At 35.4% G+C, this 19936-nt stretch carries 16 protein-coding genes; 14 read left to right on the top strand and 2 right to left on the bottom strand.

Annotated features, from left to right (window positions below; genetic code table 11):
• Nucleotides 1–17 precede the first annotated feature (17 nt).
• On the top strand, nt 18–2348 hold the full coding sequence (locus NST60_RS23265; protein WP_224427397.1) for a DNA internalization-related competence protein ComEC/Rec2: 2331 nt from the start codon (nt 18–20) through the stop codon (nt 2346–2348).
• A gap of 478 nt (nt 2349–2826) precedes the next feature.
• On the top strand, nt 2827–3849 hold the full coding sequence (gene holA / locus NST60_RS23260) for a DNA polymerase III subunit delta (protein WP_101730804.1): 1023 nt from the start codon (nt 2827–2829) through the stop codon (nt 3847–3849).
• A 97-nt stretch (nt 3850–3946) separates the two neighbouring features.
• Here the strand turns inward: holA and rpsT are convergent, their stop codons facing one another.
• The gene (rpsT, locus tag NST60_RS23255; protein WP_016202952.1) at nt 3947–4213 is read right to left on the bottom strand and encodes a 30S ribosomal protein S20; all 267 of its coding nucleotides are present in this window, start codon (nt 4211–4213) and stop codon (nt 3947–3949) included.
• 208 nt (nt 4214–4421) lie between these two features.
• Between rpsT and gpr the strand changes: the two genes are divergently transcribed.
• The 12 genes from gpr to deoC all read left to right on the top strand — a co-directional run bounded on the left by gpr (nt 4422) and on the right by deoC (nt 18895).
• Complete coding sequence (gene gpr / locus NST60_RS23250; protein ID WP_101730805.1) at nt 4422–5543, top strand: GPR endopeptidase; 1122 nt, start codon at nt 4422–4424, stop codon at nt 5541–5543.
• A 117-nt stretch (nt 5544–5660) separates the two neighbouring features.
• On the top strand, nt 5661–6008 hold the full coding sequence (locus NST60_RS23245; RefSeq protein ID WP_101730806.1) for a YqxA family protein: 348 nt from the start codon (nt 5661–5663) through the stop codon (nt 6006–6008).
• A 102-nt stretch (nt 6009–6110) separates the two neighbouring features.
• The gene (gene lepA, locus NST60_RS23240) at nt 6111–7946 is read left to right on the top strand and encodes a translation elongation factor 4 (RefSeq protein WP_016202955.1); all 1836 of its coding nucleotides are present in this window, start codon (nt 6111–6113) and stop codon (nt 7944–7946) included.
• A 189-nt stretch (nt 7947–8135) separates the two neighbouring features.
• Nucleotides 8136–9278: a radical SAM family heme chaperone HemW gene (gene hemW, locus NST60_RS23235; protein WP_341100433.1), complete on the top strand. Its 1143-nt coding sequence runs from the start codon at nt 8136–8138 to the stop codon at nt 9276–9278.
• A gap of 530 nt (nt 9279–9808) precedes the next feature.
• On the top strand, nt 9809–10837 hold the full coding sequence (hrcA, locus tag NST60_RS23230) for a heat-inducible transcriptional repressor HrcA (protein WP_016202957.1): 1029 nt from the start codon (nt 9809–9811) through the stop codon (nt 10835–10837).
• A 122-nt stretch (nt 10838–10959) separates the two neighbouring features.
• Nucleotides 10960–11562: a nucleotide exchange factor GrpE gene (gene grpE, locus NST60_RS23225; RefSeq protein WP_016202958.1), complete on the top strand. Its 603-nt coding sequence runs from the start codon at nt 10960–10962 to the stop codon at nt 11560–11562.
• A gap of 35 nt (nt 11563–11597) precedes the next feature.
• Complete coding sequence (gene dnaK / locus NST60_RS23220; protein ID WP_016202959.1) at nt 11598–13427, top strand: molecular chaperone DnaK; 1830 nt, start codon at nt 11598–11600, stop codon at nt 13425–13427.
• Nucleotides 13428–13610: 183 nt separating this feature from the next.
• The gene (gene dnaJ / locus NST60_RS23215; RefSeq protein WP_101730808.1) at nt 13611–14735 is read left to right on the top strand and encodes a molecular chaperone DnaJ; all 1125 of its coding nucleotides are present in this window, start codon (nt 13611–13613) and stop codon (nt 14733–14735) included.
• Nucleotides 14736–14925: 190 nt separating this feature from the next.
• On the top strand, nt 14926–15867 hold the full coding sequence (gene prmA, locus NST60_RS23210) for a 50S ribosomal protein L11 methyltransferase (protein WP_016202962.1): 942 nt from the start codon (nt 14926–14928) through the stop codon (nt 15865–15867).
• Nucleotides 15868–15990: 123 nt separating this feature from the next.
• Complete coding sequence (locus NST60_RS23205) at nt 15991–16734, top strand: 16S rRNA (uracil(1498)-N(3))-methyltransferase (protein WP_016202963.1); 744 nt, start codon at nt 15991–15993, stop codon at nt 16732–16734.
• Nucleotides 16735–16739: 5 nt separating this feature from the next.
• Complete coding sequence (mtaB, locus tag NST60_RS23200; protein ID WP_016202964.1) at nt 16740–18092, top strand: tRNA (N(6)-L-threonylcarbamoyladenosine(37)-C(2))-methylthiotransferase MtaB; 1353 nt, start codon at nt 16740–16742, stop codon at nt 18090–18092.
• A 137-nt stretch (nt 18093–18229) separates the two neighbouring features.
• Nucleotides 18230–18895 (top strand): deoxyribose-phosphate aldolase, encoded by a 666-nt coding sequence (gene deoC, locus NST60_RS23195; protein WP_341100428.1) that lies wholly within the window; start codon nt 18230–18232, stop codon nt 18893–18895.
• A gap of 79 nt (nt 18896–18974) precedes the next feature.
• Here deoC and NST60_RS23190 read toward each other — a convergent pair whose 3' ends face one another.
• Nucleotides 18975–19760, bottom strand: coding sequence for a helix-turn-helix domain-containing protein (locus tag NST60_RS23190; protein WP_016202966.1), 786 nt, complete (start codon nt 19758–19760; stop codon nt 18975–18977).
• Nucleotides 19761–19936: the final 176 nt, after the last annotated feature.

Here is a 19936-nt window from a genome sequence, read left to right as displayed (position 1 = left end):
CTCGTGAGGAGCGATGTATGATTCAATCAAGATTATTGTATTTCGCGGTGTCAGCCCTATTTGGCTTATTATGTTCATTAACACAACATATAATAGTCTATTTAATCTATTTCCTATTCGTAGGCTGGTTGTTTCTAGTAAAAAAAGCAGCAGTAAAATCAGGTGTTTTTCTGCTTTGTATTTTTCTTTTATTCCTTGTTCGGGGAAGTTATAGCTATCAGTGGAGCGGCTCGAAAATGAAGGAGGATGCTTCATCTTTTTTAATCACCTTCTTAGAGCCAGCAGACATAGACGGTGATAGATGGAGAGTAGTAGGAAAGGAAAAACAAACTGAAGAAAAATTGCTGCTTTTCTACAAAATGGAAACAGAAGAAGAAAAAATTTTGCTAGAAGCCGAGCAGGTGATAGGGAAGACTTGCCAGATTAAAGGCTCATTGTCTCTTCCCTCTTCCAAGAGAAATGAAAATGGCTTTAACTATAAACAGTACCTTGAAAACAATTCGATTTATTGGCTATTATCAATTGAAGAATTGGATCTAACAAGTTGTGTCACAGAAAGAAATGGTATTTTATTATTAAAGCAACTAAGAGAAAAAGGAACCGTTTGGATTGCAGAGCATTTTACTGATACAACTATTCCAATCGCAGAAGCGCTAATTTTTGGAGAACGTAGCATGATGGACGAAAATCTTCAAAATGCATTTCAACGCCTAGGGATTATTCATCTATTAGCTATATCTGGTTCACATGTTGTCGTTTTAGTAGGTATACTTTATTTTTTACTGATTCGTTTTGGATTAACGAAAGAATGGACTAGCACTATTTTATTACTACTTTTGCCGATTTATGCTGTTTTAACAGGATTAAGCCCATCGGTTGTAAGAGCTGTCTCCACTTCTTTCATTCTCTTAGCCATAAATAAATTTCGTCTCCCCTCTAGATTTCCGATGATTGATATAATTAGTATCGTTTTTTGTTTTTGTTTATTGATTCAGCCGCGAATGCTGTTTAGTATTGGATTTTTATTATCGTTTATCGTATGTTTTTTTCTCATTCTCTCTTCCTCACTTATTAAGGAGTATCATACCTCAACCATTAAAATGTATTTCTTTATTACGTTTATCTCCGAATATGCTGTACTTCCTATTATTTTATACTACTTTTATGAAATTCCTACATTATCATTACTAGCAAATCTTATTTTCATCCCTTTTTATACGACTATTGTTTTGCCTTATTTACTGATTCTCTTTGTTGTTTCCTTTTTGTTTCCGCAATTGTTTTCCGTCTTTTCATTCCCTTTAGATCTTCTGATAATGCTTTCTGATAGGCTGGTGTTGAAATTAGCGAGTTATCCTTTTAGCACGATCATTTTGGGAAGACCATCCTTCTTTTTTGTTTGTGTCTATAGTGTCAGTCTGCCAATGTTCTTTTATTTATACGAAAATATTTCGAAGAACTCAAGGAAATGGTTATATTGTCTTCCACTCTTGCTCATTAGTCTTCAATTCATTAACAATATCTATCCCGCTAAAGGGGAAATCACTTTTATTGATGTTGGGCAAGGGGATAGCATTCTTATTCAGTTGGCAAATAATAAGGGAACATACTTAATTGACACAGGTGGAACGGTTACATTTCCTCAGGAGGACTGGCAAAAGAGAAAAGAGCCCTTTGAAGTTGGTGCAAAGACAGTTGTTCCTTTTTTAAAAAGTAAAGGAATTCATACGATTGATAAATTGATCTTAACACATGGCGATTTAGATCACATTGGGGGTGCCACAGCGATTATCGAACAATTAAAGGTAAAAGAAATCATGTATCCAAATGTAACAGAAGAACGTACTATGGAGGAAGAAAAGGTATTAAATTTTGCACAGAAGAAGCAAATCCCTATTCGTCTTATTCAAGCTGGTCATAAATGGAACGCGGGGGAAGATTTCTTTTCTGTATTGGCCCCTTTACAAAAAAAGGAACTAACGAAGAATAATGGTTCGATTGTAATTTATGCGAATATCGCTGATATTACATGGCTATTTACAGGTGATTTAGAGAAAGAAGGGGAACAAGAGGTTCTGAATAATTATCCGAATTTAAAAGATGTAGACGTTTTAAAGGTAGGACATCATGGCAGCGAAACGTCTTCTAGTAGCGAATTTATTGAGCGGCTTAAGCCGAAAATTGCTGTGATTTCTGTAGGTGAAAATAATAGATATCATCATCCTAGTAAGGAAGTGCTTTCTACTTTAAATGAGAATAAAGTAAAAGTATTTAGAACAGATGAAAATGGGGGGATTTCTTTTTATTTTTCCGAAAAAGGTGGCACATTTCATTTGCAAATTCCATAGAATATAACATAAGTGAATGGCGATAAAATGGCGATAAATAATGGGAAAATGTCATCTAAATACCTATCCAATTGGACTAAAAAATACTTATCTATATTGACATGATTCGCACAGATTTCCTTTGCTGTCAGGACTTGACACAAATAGATTTAAAGCCATTCGAGCACACTAGTAATACAAAAGTGTACCGTTACATATTAAGTATCCTAGGCCTTAGTGTGTAACGTTCATTATAGATCGAAGGAAGGTTCCTTAACTTATCATTTCTTGCTACTAGTAAATCTTGCTAAAGCGATAACACAAGCTTTATGGAAGAATTCTTTAACAAGAGAAATGGTAGAAAGAGGACCTTCTTTCTGTATTTACATAAGCTGATTTTTGATAAAAAAAGGACAATTCAAAGGAATTTCGTATATAATAATTGTTTAGTGATGAACTAAATCACAAAGGAAAAATGTTTTAGGAATGGGGAGAAGAAATGATCGAAGAATTATGGAAAAAAATAAAAAATAAAGATTTTTCTTTTGTCTATTTATTATATGGACTCGAGACTTTTCTAATAAATGAAACGAAATATTTATTATTGCAATCTTTATTAAACGAAGAGGACGAGGATTTTAATTTATCTACATATGATTTGGAGGAAACTCCGATAGAATTAGCAATAGAGGATGCAGAGACAATTCCTTTTTTTGGGGAAAGAAAAGTAATTGTATTAAATAACCCTTTTTTCTTAACAGCTGAGAAATCTAAGTCAAAGGTAGAACATAATGTAAAGAAACTGGAAGAATACTTGAAAGAACCTTCCCCGTTCACTACTATGATTTTTGTAGCTAATTATGAAAAATTAGATGAAAGAAAAAAAATAACGAAGCAGTTAAAAACGATTTCCTCTGTTTTAGAAGCGAAAAAATTAAATGAACAAGAACTGAAAAAATGGTTAAGACAACGGGCGGCATATAATCATGTAGAGATAAATGAAGACGGTTTAGATACTATTCTCAGTCTTGCTGGAACAAATTTATCCCTTTTAACAACAGAAATAGATAAAATGGCCTTATATGTGCAGGATTCAAAACTAATTACGAAAGACATTGTGGAAGAATTAGTGGCGAAATCGCTCGAGCAAAATATTTTTACGCTTGTCGATAAGGTAATCTCTAAAAAAATTGATGAAGCATTGCGCATTTATTATGATTTATTAAAGCAAAATGAAGAACCATTAAAGATTCTTTCAATCATAGCAAATCAATTCCGCTTAATCTATCAAGTGAAAGGCCTATCACAGAAAGGTTACGGGCAGCAGCAAATTGCTTCTGTGTTAAAGGTTCATCCATTTCGAGTCAAATTAGCAGCAGGACAAGCTCAGCGCTTTACAGAAGAGGAATTAACTAAATGTATCCGCCTATTTGCAGAAGGTGATTTTCAGCTGAAAACAGGTACTATGCCAAAAAATATGGTGATAGAAATGATATTGTTTCAGTTAGGACATGGGTTGTAGAAGATTGGGATTTTTAGACTTTATAGTGAAATTTTACAAGGGGATAAAATAAAAGGCATAAAAAAAGACTATCGTTTCGATAGTCTTTTTTTACTCATTATGCGTTTAAAGCATTTTTTCTTTTAGCTAAACGAGATTTTTTACGAGCAGCAGCATTTTTATGAATAAGACCTTTTGCAGCAGCTTTGTCTAACTTACTAGCAGCTTCTACAAAACTTTCATTTGCAGCAGTTGTATCATTAAGAGCAATAGCAGCTTCAGTCTTTTTAACAGCAGTACGCATTGCAGATTTAACTGTAGTGTTTTGAGCGTTACGAGCTTCACTAGTTTTCACACGTTTAATAGCAGATTTAATATTTGGCATTTACGTTCACCTCCTAAAAAGAAGCATCAAGTTCATTATTTAAACTCGATATATACATTCCTAAAAAACTTAAAGAACAAGAGATATTTTATCAAACGAGGACTAATAATGCAATACCTCATACCAATTTGCACGATATGAATTTTTTTCGGGAGAAAGGCAATGCTAGTAATACTCTTATAATTAAATCGATTGGAAGGGGATAATGATGGAGGAAAAACTAGATTTAAGCATGTATTCTATCCGTACAGACTTAGCAATTGAAGCAAAAGATTTAGCTTTACATAAACAAGGACTTGTTCAAAATGAACAGGATCAATCAAACCTTGATGGCGTAATTATCAAGGAAAAAGAAGAAAATGGAATTAAAATGTCCTATGTGGAAGTTACAGAAAAGGGCGAGGAGATTATAGGAAAAAAACGAGGGAAATATTTGACAATCGAAGTATTAGGAATAAGACAGCAAGATACAAAATTGCAGGAAAAAGTAGAGCGAGTATTTGCGAAAGAGTTTTCGCAATTTTTAAAGCTGAGCAATATAAAAGAGGATGCTTCCTGTCTAGTAGTGGGATTGGGAAACTGGAACGTTACTCCCGATGCGCTAGGGCCACAGGTTTGTGAAAATATACTAGTGACAAGACATTTATATGAATTACAGCCAGAAAGTGTAGAAGAGGGCTATCGTCCGGTATCAAGCCTAGCTCCAGGTGTGATGGGCTTAACAGGAATAGAAACGAGTGACATTATAAAAGGCGTTGTCGAAAAAACAAATCCTGATTTTGTGATTGTTATTGATGCTCTTGCATCACGTTCTATTGATCGTGTGAATTCCACTATTCAAGTTTCTGATACAGGTATTCATCCTGGGTCTGGAGTCGGAAATAAACGAAAAGAGCTTAGTGAAGAAACTCTCGGAAGACCTGTTATCGCGATTGGTGTTCCAACTGTTGTTGATGCTGTGTCGATTACAAGTGACACAATTGATTATATATTAAAGCATTTTGGAAAAGAGCTCAGAGAAGGGAATAAACCATCGAGAGCGCTGGCTCCTGCGGGCTTAAATTTTGGTGAAAGAAGAACATTGACAGATGAAGACTTACCGGAGGAACAGCATCGTAAGACATTTCTCGGCATTATCGGTACTTTGCCTGAGGAAGAAAAACGAAAGTTAATTTATGAAGTGCTATCCCCAATTGGTCATAATTTAATGGTAACACCGAAAGAAGTGGATGTTTTTATTGAAGACATGGCAAACCTACTTGCAAATGGATTAAATGCTGCCCTTCATTCAGCCATTAATCAAGACAATGTTGGTTACAATACACACTAAATAAAAGAAAAGGGTTCTACCTTTCCTAGTAACTTCATACATTTTTAATAGAGTTACTAGGAAAGGTGATTTTTGGAATTACAAACTTGATACTTAAAATAAAGGGGATTGATCAAGTTGAAACTATATACATTAGGCGCGGTAGGTATCGTTTTGTTAATGTTTATATGTGTATTATTCGGAATGCAGCAAGCAAATAGTGGAATACACAAAATGAAAGGCTATGAAGATCAAGGATTTCAAAGTGCTGTATCCATTAAAAATGAGGATGGTAATATGGAGGCATCAGTTCTTGGCCAAAATATCACAAGCCATGATTTGGATCAAAAAAAACAGCAATTAGAAGAAATAAAAGCTTTTAACTTACTGTCCAGTATTGGTAAAGGGGTAGCAGATACGATATCTTCTTTAGCGGAAAAAGGAGTTAGTCTTGTTGGAGATATAATAGAGGAAAAAGAAAAATAGAAAACTGTTTAGTAATTCATTTTACTTTTCGTTGAATCTTATTCTTCACACTGCTATAATCAAAAATAGTGTACATGCGCGATTATTGTAGGAGTGAACTAAATGAACAGAGAAGAGATGCTTAAAAGACAATCAAAAATTAGAAATTTTTCTATTATTGCACATATAGATCATGGGAAATCAACCCTAGCTGATAGAATATTAGAAAAAACAAATGCACTCACTGCACGTGAGATGAAAGATCAGCTTTTAGATTCAATGGATTTGGAAAGAGAACGCGGAATTACGATTAAACTAAACTCAGTCCAATTAAAATATCAAGCAAAAGATGGAGAAATATATACCCTTCATCTCATAGACACACCAGGACACGTGGATTTTACATATGAAGTATCACGTAGTTTGGCTGCGTGTGAAGGAGCTGTATTAGTAGTTGACGCAGCACAAGGAATTGAAGCACAGACATTAGCTAATGTTTATTTAGCAATTGATAATGATTTGGAAATAGTTCCTGTTATTAATAAAATCGACCTTCCAAGTGCTGATCCTGAGAGAGTTAGAAACGAAATTGAGGAAGTTATTGGATTAGATGCTTCAGAGGCTGTGCTTGCTTCTGCAAAAGCTGGTATTGGGATAGAAGATATACTTGAACAAGTAGTAGAAAAAGTTCCTGCGCCAGAAGGAGATCCAGAGGCACCGTTAAAAGCACTTATTTTTGATAGTTTATATGACGCTTACCGGGGTGTAGTCACTTATATTCGTGTGGTTGATGGAACAGTTAAACCAGGTGACAAAATTAAAATGATGGCAACAGGTAAAGAATTTGAAGTTATTGAAGTAGGGGTATTTACACCGAAAGCTGTTAATACCGATGAATTATCTGTTGGAGATGTAGGTTTTTTAACAGCTGCAATTAAAAATGTTGGTGATACTCGAGTAGGGGATACGATTACAAGCGCGAAGAATGGCGCAACAAAAGCATTACCAGGATATAGAAAGCTTAATCCAATGGTTTATTGTGGTTTATATCCAATAGACAGTGCAAAATTTAATGATTTACGTGAAGCATTGGAAAAATTAGAGCTGAATGATTCAGCATTGCAATTTGAACCGGAAACATCACAAGCATTAGGATTTGGCTTTCGTTGTGGTTTCTTGGGCCTACTTCATATGGAGATTATTCAAGAGCGAATTGAGCGTGAATTCAAAATTGACTTAATTACAACTGCTCCAAGTGTTATCTATGATGTTATTTTGACAGATGGAACAGAAATCAAGGTAGATAATCCATCAGCGATGCCAGATCCTCAAAAAATCGAACGAATTGAAGAACCATACGTGAAGGCAACGATGATGGCTCCAAATGAATATGTTGGTGCCATTATGGAATTATGTCAACAAAAAAGAGGCGTATTCATCGATATGCAATATATGGATGAGACTCGCGTCAAGATTATGTATGAAATTCCATTATCCGAAATTGTTTATGATTTCTTTGACCAATTGAAATCAAACACGAGAGGATATGCTTCATTTGATTATGAACTCATTGGATATAAAACATCGACTTTAGTGAAGATGGATATTTTACTGAATTCAGAACAAGTAGATGCGCTTAGCTTTATTGTTCATAAGGATTTTGCTTACGAAAGAGGAAAAGTTATTGTGGAGAAGTTAAAGGAACTGATTCCGCGTCAGCAATTTGAGGTGCCAATCCAAGCAGCAATTGGCCAAAAGATTGTCGCTCGTTCTACCATTAAAGCAATGCGTAAAAACGTATTGGCAAAATGTTATGGTGGGGATATTTCCCGTAAGCGTAAATTGCTAGAAAAGCAAAAAGAAGGAAAAAAACGGATGAAGCAAGTTGGATCTGTTGAAGTTCCGCAAGAGGCGTTCATGGCAGTATTGCGTATGGATGATAATAATACGAAAAAGTAAAAAGGCAGAATGACATAAAAGGAGTCAATCAAAATGATGCAAGAAACTTGCTAATCATATCATTGACTGCTATAAGTAAGGGAGGTAGGTGCCAACAAGCATCACCTCTTTTCTTATTTATTCATTGAAACAAGTTGATCTTAAAACTTGTTTCATCACATAGTTAACTAATTAAAAGGTTGTGAAAAATTGATACAAGCAGCATATATCCATATTCCATTTTGTGAGCATATTTGTCACTATTGTGATTTTAATAAAGTGTTTTTAAAAGGACAGCCAGTAGATGAATACCTCGATTCTCTAGAGAAAGAAATGAAGTTAACCATTGAAAAATATGGGGAACAAAAGCTTTCTACGATTTTTGTCGGGGGAGGAACACCAACAAGTTTAACTGCACCTCAATTGGAACGACTTTGTGGAATTATTAATAGAGAACTTAAAGTTCATCCAGAAATAGAATATACCTTTGAAGCAAATCCTGGGGATTTAACAGAAGATAAATTAAAGGCTCTTTATGAGGGAGGCGTCAACCGTTTAAGTTTCGGTGTTCAATCTTTTAATAACAAGCTATTACAGAGGATTGGTAGAACTCATAAGGCTGAAGAGGTGTTTTCATCCATCGAATCTGCAAAAAAGATTGGGTTTGATAATATAAGTGTAGACTTAATTTATAGTTTGCCTGGACAAACATTGGAAGATTTTCAAGAAACCTTAAAGACAGCATTTACACTAGATATCCAGCACTATTCAGGATACTCCCTGATTATAGAGCCAAAAACTGTTTTTTATAATTTGATGCGGAAGGGGAAACTACCTACACCTGGTGAAGATGTGGAAGCAAGCATGTATGGCGTATTAATGGAGGAGATGGCAAATCACGGTTTTCAACAATATGAGATTAGTAATTTTGCGAAACCTGGTTTTGAAAGTCGTCATAATCTCACATACTGGAATAATACAGAGTATTTTGGGTTTGGAGCAGGCTCACACGGTTATGTAGGTAAGAACCGATACTCTAATTATGGGCCATTAAAAAAATATATGCAGCCATTAGAACAAGGCGAGTTTCCACTTATGCACGAACACGAAGTAACAGTCGTAGAACAAATGGAAGAAGAATTATTCCTGGGATTAAGAAAAAACAAAGGGGTAAGTTTACTATCTTTTGAAGAAAAATATAATCAAAATCTATTACAGCTTTTTGATAAAGAAATAAAGGGGATAATTAGTCGAGAGCTTATTGAAATCGAGGATGGATATTTGAGATTAACCGATAAGGGCAGATTTTTGGGGAATGAAGTTTTTCAATCCTTTATTGGAGTGCTTAAGTAATGAAGTCTCTTTATTTAGAAAGGCTGTTTTCTAAAGGATTGTTGTTTTTTCAATAGGAAAAAAGAATTAGTTGGAAAAATGGAGCAGCCGGAATATACGTAGACTCCTGTGGGATTAGCGAGACAGTCTGAGACCCCGGAGGCGAAGCTGAGGAGGCTTAAGCTTAGCCCCACGGAAAGCGAAGTGTATTCCGGCTGCGGGTAATCGCAACAAACTTTACTAAAACAGCCTTTAGAAAAGAAACCTAACTTATTTTTGGGTTTTAAAAATGTGTTGGTTGTAAAAGAAGAAATACAGAGTGGGCTGCATAAAGGTAGATAACGAAGTGTTTAACATTCTTCTTACTTGAACGGAGTGTATTTTTAGTAACTAGTAAAGAGATAAAAAGCAATTCAATGTCTAGGTTGACTAGAAGGTAAAAATTTCTTGCAGAAAAAAGGACCAAATTATTGACACAGACCCTTTGTTTTTGCTACTTTATATATAGATTTAGCACTCGTTAATAAAGAGTGCTAACAGAGGTGATTAATGTGTTAACTGATCGTCAATTATTAATATTACAAGTGATTATTGATGATTTTATTTCAACAGCACAACCCGTAGGCTCAAGGAGCTTATCGAAGAAAGAAAACATCACGTTTAGCTCCGCTACCATCCGTAATGAAATGGCTGATTTAGAGGAGTCTGGATTTATAGAAAAAACGCACTCTTCTTCAGGGCGTGTACCCTCAGAAAAGGGATATCGTTTTTATGTTGATCATCTATTATCACCACAGAAATTAAAGCGTTCAGATATTATGAGGATTAACTCATTATTTGCAGAAAAAATTTATGAATTAGAAAATATTGTGCAAAAATCTGCTAAAATATTGTCTGATTTAACAAACTATACTACTATTGTCCTTGGACCTGCCGTTAAGGAAAACAAGTTGAAGAAAATTCAAATTGTCCCTTTGAACAACCATACGGCAATCGCCATTATTGTGACAGATTCAGGCCATGTAGAGAACAGAATGTTTCATTTACCTGATTCTATCCATGCAGGGGAAATAGAGAAATTGGTTAATATTTTGAATGAACGGCTAATGGGAGTTTCAATTGACAAGCTTCATAACAAGATTTATAAGGAAGTAGCTTTCTTATTGAAACAACATATTAGTAATTATGAGTATTTTATCAACTCACTTTCAGAAACAGTGAAAATTGATACCCATGAAAAATTATTTTTTGGTGGGAAAACAAATATTTTAAGTCAACCTGAATTTCATGATATTACGAAAATAAGAAATTTATTGAATATGATTGAAAAAGAGGATGGGATTCCAGAGCTCATTCGCAATAACTCATCTGATATTAGCATTAAAATTGGAAGAGAGAATAATAACACCGCAATGGAAAATTGCAGTATTATCTCCGCTTCCTATAGTATCGGGGATGAACAAATTGGTTCAATCGCTATTCTTGGTCCAACAAGAATGGAATATTCAAGGGTTATAAGCTTATTAAATATTTTATCAAATGACCTAACAAAAGTACTTACTAATTTGTATCAAAAGTAACTTATGTGGAATATTTAAAAGGGTAGAAAATCGATTTATATAAAGACCATAAAAGATTGATAAATTTCTATCAATCAGTATGGTTTTCATTGGAATGATTCCTTTAAGGGAGGTGAAACAAGTTGGCAGAAGAAAAAACAACGAATAGTGCAGAGATGGAACAACAAGCAGCACAAGAAGACATCCAAGTAGAAGAAACAGTCGAAGAAGTATTCGAAGAGGCAGAAGCAACTCCTTCCAATGAGGAAAACACAGCTGAAGAATTAAAGGCAGCTAATGAAAAAATTGCTGTACTAGAAGCAAAATTAGAAGAAGAATCTAATCGCTATCTTCGCTTGCAAGCTGATTTTGATAATTCACGTCGCAGAGCAAGGCTTGATATGGAAACGGCTCAAACATATAGAGCACAAAGTCTTGTAATGGACTTATTACCAAACATAGATAATTTGGAAAGAGCTTTGAAAATTGAGGCTGTTGATGAACAAACACAAAGTTTATACACAGGTGTGGAAATGGTTTATCGTGGAATCCTTGAAGCTCTTAAAAAAGAAGGTGTAGAAGCTATCGAAGCGGTTGGAAATGAATTTGATCCACATCTTCATCAAGCAGTAATGCAAGAAGAAGTAGAAGGAACGGAATCTAATATCGTGGTAGAAGAGTTTCAAAAAGGGTATAAGTTAAAAGACAGAGTGATTCGACCTGCAATGGTTAAAGTAAGTCAATAAGCTTTACATATCTAAAAAATAGGAGGGAAATTTCCATGAGTAAAATTATTGGAATTGATTTAGGTACAACAAACTCTTGTGTTGCTGTACTTGAAGGTGGAGAACCAAAAGTTATCCCAAATCCAGAAGGTAATAGAACATCTCCATCTGTAGTAGCATTCAAAAATGGAGAACGTCAAGTAGGGGAAGTTGCAAAACGTCAATCTATTACAAACCCAAACACTATTATGTCTATTAAACGTCATATGGGTACAGACTATAAAGTGGAGGTAGAAGGTAAAAACTATTCTCCTCAAGAAGTTTCTGCTATTATTCTTCAATACTTAAAAGGATATGCTGAAGAGTATCTAGGCGAAAAAGTAACAAAAGCTGTTATTACAGTGCCTGCTTACTTTAATGATGCAGAACGTCAAGCAACGAAAGACGCTGGTAAAATTGCCGGTTTAGAAGTGGAACGTATCATTAACGAACCTACAGCTGCTGCATTAGCTTATGGACTTGATAAAACAGATGAAGATCAAACAATCTTAGTTTATGACCTTGGTGGAGGTACTTTTGACGTATCTATCCTTGAGCTTGGTGACGGTGTATTTGAAGTTAAATCTACAGCTGGTGATAACCGTCTAGGCGGAGATGACTTTGACCAAGTTATCATTGATTATTTAGTAGAACAATTCAAAAAAGAGAATGGTATTGATTTAAGCAAAGATAAAATGGCTCTACAACGTCTTAAAGATGCTGCAGAGAAAGCGAAAAAAGACCTTTCAGGTGTAGCTTCTACACAAATTTCTTTACCATTTATTACAGCTGGAGATGCTGGCCCACTTCACTTAGAAGTAACTTTAACTCGTGCTAAATTCGAAGAGATTTCAGCTTCACTAGTAGAACGTACAATGGGACCAACTCGTCAAGCACTTAAAGATGCTGGTCTTAGCGCTTCTGAAATTGATAAAGTTATCTTAGTAGGTGGATCAACACGTATCCCAGCAGTACAAGAAGCAATCAAAAAAGAAATCGGTAAAGAGCCTCATAAAGGGGTAAACCCTGATGAAGTAGTTGCAATGGGTGCAGCTATTCAAGGTGGCGTAATTACTGGTGATGTAAAAGATGTTGTTCTTTTAGACGTAACACCACTTTCATTAGGTATTGAAACAATGGGTGGAGTATTTACGAAGTTAATCGAGCGTAATACTACAATCCCTACATCTAAATCTCAAGTATTCTCAACTGCTGCTGATAACCAAACAGCTGTTGATATCCATGTGCTTCAAGGGGAGCGTCCAATGGCTGCAGATAATAAAACATTAGGCCGTTTCCAATTAGCTGATATTCCACCAGCACCACGTGGAATTCCACAAATCGAAGTATCATTTGATATCGATAAAAATGGTATCGTAAATGTTCGTGCGAAGGATCTTGGCACAAATAAAGAGCAAACCATTACAATTAAATCTTCTACAGGCTTATCAGATGAAGAAATTGACAAAATGGTAAGAGAAGCAGAAGAAAATGCAGAAGCTGATAAAAAGCGTAAAGAAGAAGTAGAACTACGCAATGAAGCGGATCAATTAGTTTTCACTACTGAAAAAACGTTAAAAGATTTAGAAGGTAAAGTGGACGAAGGCGAAGTAGCGAAGGCAAACGAAGCAAAAGATGCTTTAAAAGCAGCTATCGAGAAAAACGAATTAGAAGAAATTCGTGCGAAGAAAGATGCTCTTCAAGAAATCGTTCAAGCCCTTTCTATGAAATTATATGAAGAAGCTGCTCAAGCTGCACAAGGAGCAGAAGGAGCAGAAGGCGGAGCATCTGGTAAAGATGATAACGTTGTGGATGCAGAGTTTGAAGAAGTAAAAGACGATAAGTAATTGAAATAAACAATAGACGTCTAGTAAAAAGTCAAAGTCAGGTTATCTTGACTTTGACTTTTCTTTTAGAGAATAAGTTTTTAATCGATATTTAAGAAAGATAGCAATAAACTATTGTACTTTGGAAAGGCAAAATGATACAATAGCATCTATGTGAAAAGAATCGGGGAGTGGTAATCAATTATGGATAAACGAGATTACTATGAAGTCCTGGGAGTAAGCAAAGGCGCTTCTAAGGATGAAATAAAAAAAGCATATCGTAAGCTTTCGAAAAAGTATCATCCAGATATTAATAAAGATGCAGATGCAGATGAAAAGTTTAAAGAAGTCAAAGAGGCATACGAAGTTTTAAGTGATGATCAAAAAAGAGCTCATTATGATCAATTTGGGCACACAGATCCTAATCAAGGATTTGGTGGCGGGGGAGACTTCGGTGGTTTCGGTGGCTTTGAAGATATTTTCAGCACATTTTTTGGTGGTGGAGGTTCAAGAAGACGAGATCCTAATGCTCCACGCCAAGGGGCTGATTTACAATATACAATGACCCTTTCATTTGAAGAAGCGGCATTTGGCAAAGAGACAGAAATTGAAATACCAAGAGAAGAAAACTGTGAAACATGTAGTGGAACAGGTGCAAAACCTGGAACCAAACCAGTTACATGTAAGCATTGTAGCGGTACAGGGCAATTGAATGTAGAGCAAAATACGCCGTTCGGTCGTATTGTGAATAGAAGAACATGTAATTATTGCCATGGTACTGGTAAAGAGATTAAGCATAAATGTTCTACTTGTGGCGGAACTGGTAAAGTGAAAAAACGCCGTAAAATCAGTGTTAAAATTCCTGCAGGTATCGATGATGGCCAACAATTAAGAGTATCTGGTCAAGGTGAGCCTGGAGTGAATGGAGGACCAGCAGGTGATTTATATGTTGTATTCCACATAAGAAGACATGATTTCTTCGAGCGTGATGGGGAAGATGTATATTGTGAAATGCCGATTACTTTTGTTCAAGCTGCACTTGGGGATGAAATTGAAGTCCCTACGATTCATGGAAAAGTGAAGCTAAAAGTACCTGCAGGAACACAAACAGGAACGAAATTTAGACTTAAAGGCAAAGGTATTCCAAATGTGCGTGGATACGGTCAAGGTGACCAACACGTGATTGTACGACTAATAACGCCAACAAAGCTATCCGAAAAACAAAAGCAAATTTTACAAGAGTTTGCTGATGTAACAGGGGCTTCCCCTCAAGGAGAAGAAGATGATAGCTTTTTCTCTAAAGTGAAAAAAGCATTTAAAGGTGAATAATCAGAGTTGTATTTGCTCAAATTCTTTTTTCTATAGAAAAAAAGAATTAGTTGGAAAATGGAGCAGCCGGAATACACGTAGACTCCTGTGGGATTAGCGCGATCCCCACGGAAAGCGAAGTGTATTTCGGCTGCAGGTAATAGCAACAAACGTTACGAAAACAGCCATAATCAAAAAGGAGTTGGTAGAAATGAAATGGTCAGAAATCACAATTCATACTACAAATGAAGCGATTGAACCTATTTCAAATATTTTGCATGAAGCAGGTGCTAGTGGGGTAGTTATTGAAGATCCCTTTGAATTAATTAAGGAAAGAGAAGACCAATTCGGCGAAATCTACCAACTAAATCCTGATGATTATCCTGAAGAAGGCGTTCTAGTTAAAGCATACTTACCGATCAATAGTTTTCTTGGAGAAACAGTGGAAGCAATTAAAGAAAATATTAATAATTTAGTACTATTTAATATTGATATTGGATTAAATAAAGTTTCTATTATGGAAGTTAATGAAGAAGAATGGGCGACCGCTTGGAAAAAATATTATCATCCTGTAAAGATATCGGAGAAATTTACAATTGTGCCAACTTGGGAGAATTATACTCCAGTTCATACAGATGAATTAATTATTGAATTAGACCCAGGTATGGCATTCGGTACAGGAACTCACCCAACAACTGTATTATGCATCCAAGCTTTGGAAAGAATAGTAAAAAAAGATGATGTGGTTATTGATGTAGGGACTGGATCTGGTGTATTAAGCATTGCCGCTGCGATGCTAGGAGCTAGCTCTGTACTGGCTTTAGATTTGGATGAAGTTGCAGTACGTTCTGCAAAGCTAAATATTAAGTTGAACAAGGTTCATGAAAAAACAACAGTTCGCCAAAATAATCTATTAAGCGGTATAGACGAACAGGCAGATGTAATTGTTGCAAATATTTTGGCAGAGGTTATCGTACGATTTACAGATGATGTTTACCGTTTACTTCAGAAAGACGGTTACTTTATTGCTTCTGGTATTATTCTTCAGAAAAAAGAAGAAGTGAAAGATGCTATTATAGCTTCAGGACTAGAAATAATAGAAACAGTACAAATGGAAGATTGGGTAAGCATTACCGCTCAAAAAAAGAACTAAGGTATAACAAATGTCTTTTTGACGGCGCTAAGCTGTAAGAGTAAGCGTATATTCTAAAGGAAAAGGGAAGTTTCGTTTTGCGATTCTTCCTTCTCTATTGCTTAAAGGAAAGTAGGTATTCGATTGCAGCGTTATTTTGCTAAACAGGAAGAAGATACTTTTATAATCCAAGAAGATGATTATCATCATATAGTTCGTGTGATGCGCATGAATGTTGGAGATAAAATATACTGTGTCAATAATGATCAACAGGTAGCACAGTGTTCAATAGAAAATATTTTCGAAAACGAAGTCACTGCAAAAGTGGTACAATGGTTAGAAGGAGAAATAGAACTACCTGTTTCTGTTTCCATCGTGAGCGGACTGCCAAAAGGGGATAAGCTAGAATGGATTATTCAAAAGGGGACAGAATTAGGCGCTTATGAGTTTATCCCTTTTATAGCAGCTCGCTCTGTCGTTAAATGGGATGAAAAAAAAGGGGCAAAAAAGCTCATTCGCTGGAATAAAATTGCCAAAGAAGCGGCTGAACAATCTCATCGAACGATGATACCAGAAGTAAGTACCCCAATCAGTATGAAAGAATTAATCAAACGCTCAAAAAGCTATGACGTAAAGATAATTGCTTATGAGGAAGAGGCAAAAGAAGGCGAATCGGCTATGTTAACGAAGAAATTACAGTCGATGACAAAGGGGCAAACAATCCTTGCCTTGTTTGGACCAGAGGGTGGTCTAAGTGAATCAGAGGTAAATTTATTAAAAGAGCAAGATTTTGTGACATGTGGACTTGGTCCAAGAATATTAAGAACAGAGACTGCACCGTTATATCTATTGTCTGCTGTATCTTATCATTTTGAATTGATGGAGTGATAAAAATGCCAACAGTTGCTTTTCACACATTAGGATGTAAAGTAAACCATTATGAAACGGAAGCGATCTGGCAGTTGTTTAAACAACAAGGCTATGAACGTGTAGATTATGAAAATATTTCAGATGTATATGTTATAAATACATGTACTGTTACGAATACAGGGGATAAGAAGAGCCGTCAAGTTATTCGTCGTGCAGTCCGCAAAAACCCTGATGCGGTTATTTGTGTTACAGGTTGTTACGCACAAACATCACCAGCAGAAATCATGGCTATCCCTGGTGTCGATATTGTAGTAGGGACACAGGATCGTGTGAAAATGCTAGAGTACATTGCGCAATTCAAACAAGAAAGACAACCAATTAATGCAGTTGGAAACATCATGAAAAATCGTGTTTATGAAGAAATGGATGTACCTGCATTTACAGATAGAACGAGAGCATCTTTAAAAATTCAAGAAGGCTGTAATAACTTTTGTACTTTCTGTATAATTCCTTGGGCAAGAGGATTGATGCGTTCTAGAGACCCACAAGATGTTATTAAACAAGCGCAGCAATTAGTGGATGCTGGCTATAAAGAAATCGTGTTAACAGGTATTCACACAGGCGGATATGGCTCTGATATGAAGGACTATAATTTAGCTAACCTACTTCGTGATCTAGAATCGCAGGTGAAGGGGCTAAAGCGTCTTCGGATTTCTTCTATTGAGGCTAGTCAAATAACAGATGAAGTAATCGAAGTATTGGATAAATCTAAAATAATTGTAAATCATCTTCATATTCCTATTCAATCAGGATCAGACACTGTTTTAAAAAGAATGAGAAGAAAATATACGATGGAATTCTTTGCGGAAAGAATTACGAGATTAAAAGAGGCTTTACCAGGATTAGCAATTACATCCGATGTTATTGTCGGTTTCCCAGGAGAAACAGAAGAAGAGTTTATGGAAACATATAATTTTATTAAAGACCATAAATTTTCCGAATTACATGTATTCCCTTATTCAAAGAGAACAGGAACTCCTGCTGCACGTATGGACAACCAGATTGATGAAGATGTGAAGAATGAGCGAGTACATCGTTTGATTTCGCTTTCTGATCAGCTGGCAAAAGAATATGCGTCTAACTATGAAGCGGAAGTAGTAGAAGTTATTCCAGAAGAAGTTTACAAAGAGGATGGAAATGGCAAGCTTTATGTAGGATATACAGATAATTATCTAAAGGTAGTTTTCCCTGCTACAGAGGAAATGGTTGGGAAAATTGTTAAGGTTAAAATCATCAAAGCTGGCTATCCTGTGAATGAAGGACAATTTGTCCGCGTTCTGGAAGAAATAGAAGATCAAGCAGCGATTGTTTCTTAAGAAAAAATTAATTGTTCACTTTTTGTGTTACGGAAAGTAATATTAATTTAGAATATGTTGTTGAATCTCTTTGTTTCAATTGCTGCAAAGAGCTTCGACATCATTTTCATTAGTACATAAATCAAAGGAGAATCATAATGAATATTGCTAAAATGATTGATCACACTTTATTGAAAGCAGATGCAACAAAAGAACAGGTTGTTACTCTATGTGAAGAAGCAAAACAATATGTATTCGCTTCGGTCTGCGTTAACCCAACATGGGTGAAAGTTGCAAGTGAATTACTGAGTGGAACAGAAGTAAAAGTGTGTACAGTGATCGGTTTCCCTTTAGGCGCAACTACTTCCGCAACAAAAGCATTTGAAACAGAGGATGCAATCAAAAATGGTGCGACAGAAGTAGATATGGTTATTAATATTGGTGCGCTAAAGGATAAAAATTATGATTTAGTTAAAGAAGACATAAAAGCAGTTGTTGACGCTGCTAAAGGCAAAGCTTTATCAAAAGTAATAATTGAAACTAGCCTGCTAACAAATGAGGAAAAAGAAATCGCTTGTAAATTAGCTGTAGAAGCAGGAGCTGACTTTGTAAAAACCTCAACAGGCTTCTCTACAGGTGGAGCGACGGTTGAGGATATTGCATTAATGAGAAAAACGGTTGGACCAGATGTAGGTGTAAAAGCTTCTGGAGGTGTGCGCAGCAGCGAAGATACAGAGAAAATGATTGCTGCAGGAGCAACTAGAATTGGAGCAAGCTCTGGGATAGCAATCGTTAATGGCTTAACGAGCACTGGTGATTATTAATAGTTGTAATAGAAAATCCTTAGAATAAACGATACTTTCGTTTTTCTAAGGATTTTTTGGTATGTGATTATTAATAGTATTAATATGTTTCTGTATATGCTTTTCGGTAATTACTTGGGGTAGTATGCATAATTTTTTCGAAGTTTCGATTAAAACTGCGAATGTTTTTATATCCAACCATATCAGCAATTTCTGTGATTTTACTATCCGTTGTTTTTAATAATTGGGATGCCAATGTAACCCGATGCCCGTTTAAAAAATCAACGAATGGTACTTTTAGTATCTTTGTAAAAAATCTAGATAGGTAAGAATAATCATAACCAAACCTTTGTGATAACTCTTTTAATGAAAGTTCCTCTGTAAAGTGATTTTGGATATAGTTCAGTAAATCATGTAATAAATAATCATCTCTCCGTGTTTCCTCTTTAAATGATGTTTGGTTTAATAATTCCGCACAAATCAAATATAATACTCCTTTTTTAGCAAGCATCGAGCTTTTACTTTTAATGAACAACTCCTTTATCATCTCACAAGTGTTAGGTTGTAAACTGAATACTGGATGGATTAAGTCTTTATTTTTACTTAGTTGATAAAACTGATTAACCAATTCTGGTGAAAAGACATAAATCCAAGAGTGATTTTTCTGAGTGCTATGCAAACTATGTATCTGATTTGAAAGAATGAGAGCGTTTTCTCCAGCTTGCAGTGTATAGGTTTTATTCTGTATATTAAGCTCCAGTGTTCCTTCATCGACCATTATCAATTCCATGCTGCGGTGGAAGTGTGGAAGGTTAGTAGGAGTGAATGCTGATATACGATCAAAATCGCCATTTTGTCCAAAATAATTTGATTGATAGTATAACATTCAATGTACTCCTTTCAAGTCAAATTTTGTCCATAATTATACAATTTAAGTACTAGTTACGTCAAACAGTCATGACTAAAATTAATCTGTGATAAGAAATGAGTTCTTTCTTATCTTTTTAAACTTACAAGTAGTGTCTGCACTTAAGCAGTGATACTATTTGTAGCATTTTAAAA

Source organism: Niallia sp. FSL W8-1348, from assembly GCF_038006745.1.
Taxonomy (GTDB): domain Bacteria; phylum Bacillota; class Bacilli; order Bacillales; family Cytobacillaceae; genus Niallia; species Niallia alba.
Note: the sequence above shows the minus strand (reverse complement) of the source record. Positions and strands in the feature narration are given on the sequence as shown.

What these genes read in the sequence shown, in the direction of transcription:
- mtaB (WP_016202964.1), top strand. Translation starts at nt 16,740, where the DNA reads ATGCCAACAGTTGCTTTTCACACATTAGGATGTAAAGTAAACCATTAT.
- lepA (WP_016202955.1), top strand. Translation starts at nt 6,111, where the DNA reads ATGAACAGAGAAGAGATGCTTAAAAGACAATCAAAAATTAGAAATTTT.
- NST60_RS23265 (WP_224427397.1), top strand. Translation starts at nt 18, where the DNA reads ATGATTCAATCAAGATTATTGTATTTCGCGGTGTCAGCCCTATTTGGC.
- rpsT (WP_016202952.1), bottom strand. Translation starts at nt 4,213, where the DNA reads ATGCCAAATATTAAATCTGCTATTAAACGTGTGAAAACTAGTGAAGCT.
- prmA (WP_016202962.1), top strand. Translation starts at nt 14,926, where the DNA reads ATGAAATGGTCAGAAATCACAATTCATACTACAAATGAAGCGATTGAA.
- holA (WP_101730804.1), top strand. Translation starts at nt 2,827, where the DNA reads ATGATCGAAGAATTATGGAAAAAAATAAAAAATAAAGATTTTTCTTTT.
- deoC (WP_341100428.1), top strand. Translation starts at nt 18,230, where the DNA reads ATGAATATTGCTAAAATGATTGATCACACTTTATTGAAAGCAGATGCA.
- dnaJ (WP_101730808.1), top strand. Translation starts at nt 13,611, where the DNA reads ATGGATAAACGAGATTACTATGAAGTCCTGGGAGTAAGCAAAGGCGCT.
- gpr (WP_101730805.1), top strand. Translation starts at nt 4,422, where the DNA reads ATGGAGGAAAAACTAGATTTAAGCATGTATTCTATCCGTACAGACTTA.
- dnaK (WP_016202959.1), top strand. Translation starts at nt 11,598, where the DNA reads ATGAGTAAAATTATTGGAATTGATTTAGGTACAACAAACTCTTGTGTT.
- NST60_RS23190 (WP_016202966.1), bottom strand. Translation starts at nt 19,760, where the DNA reads ATGTTATACTATCAATCAAATTATTTTGGACAAAATGGCGATTTTGAT.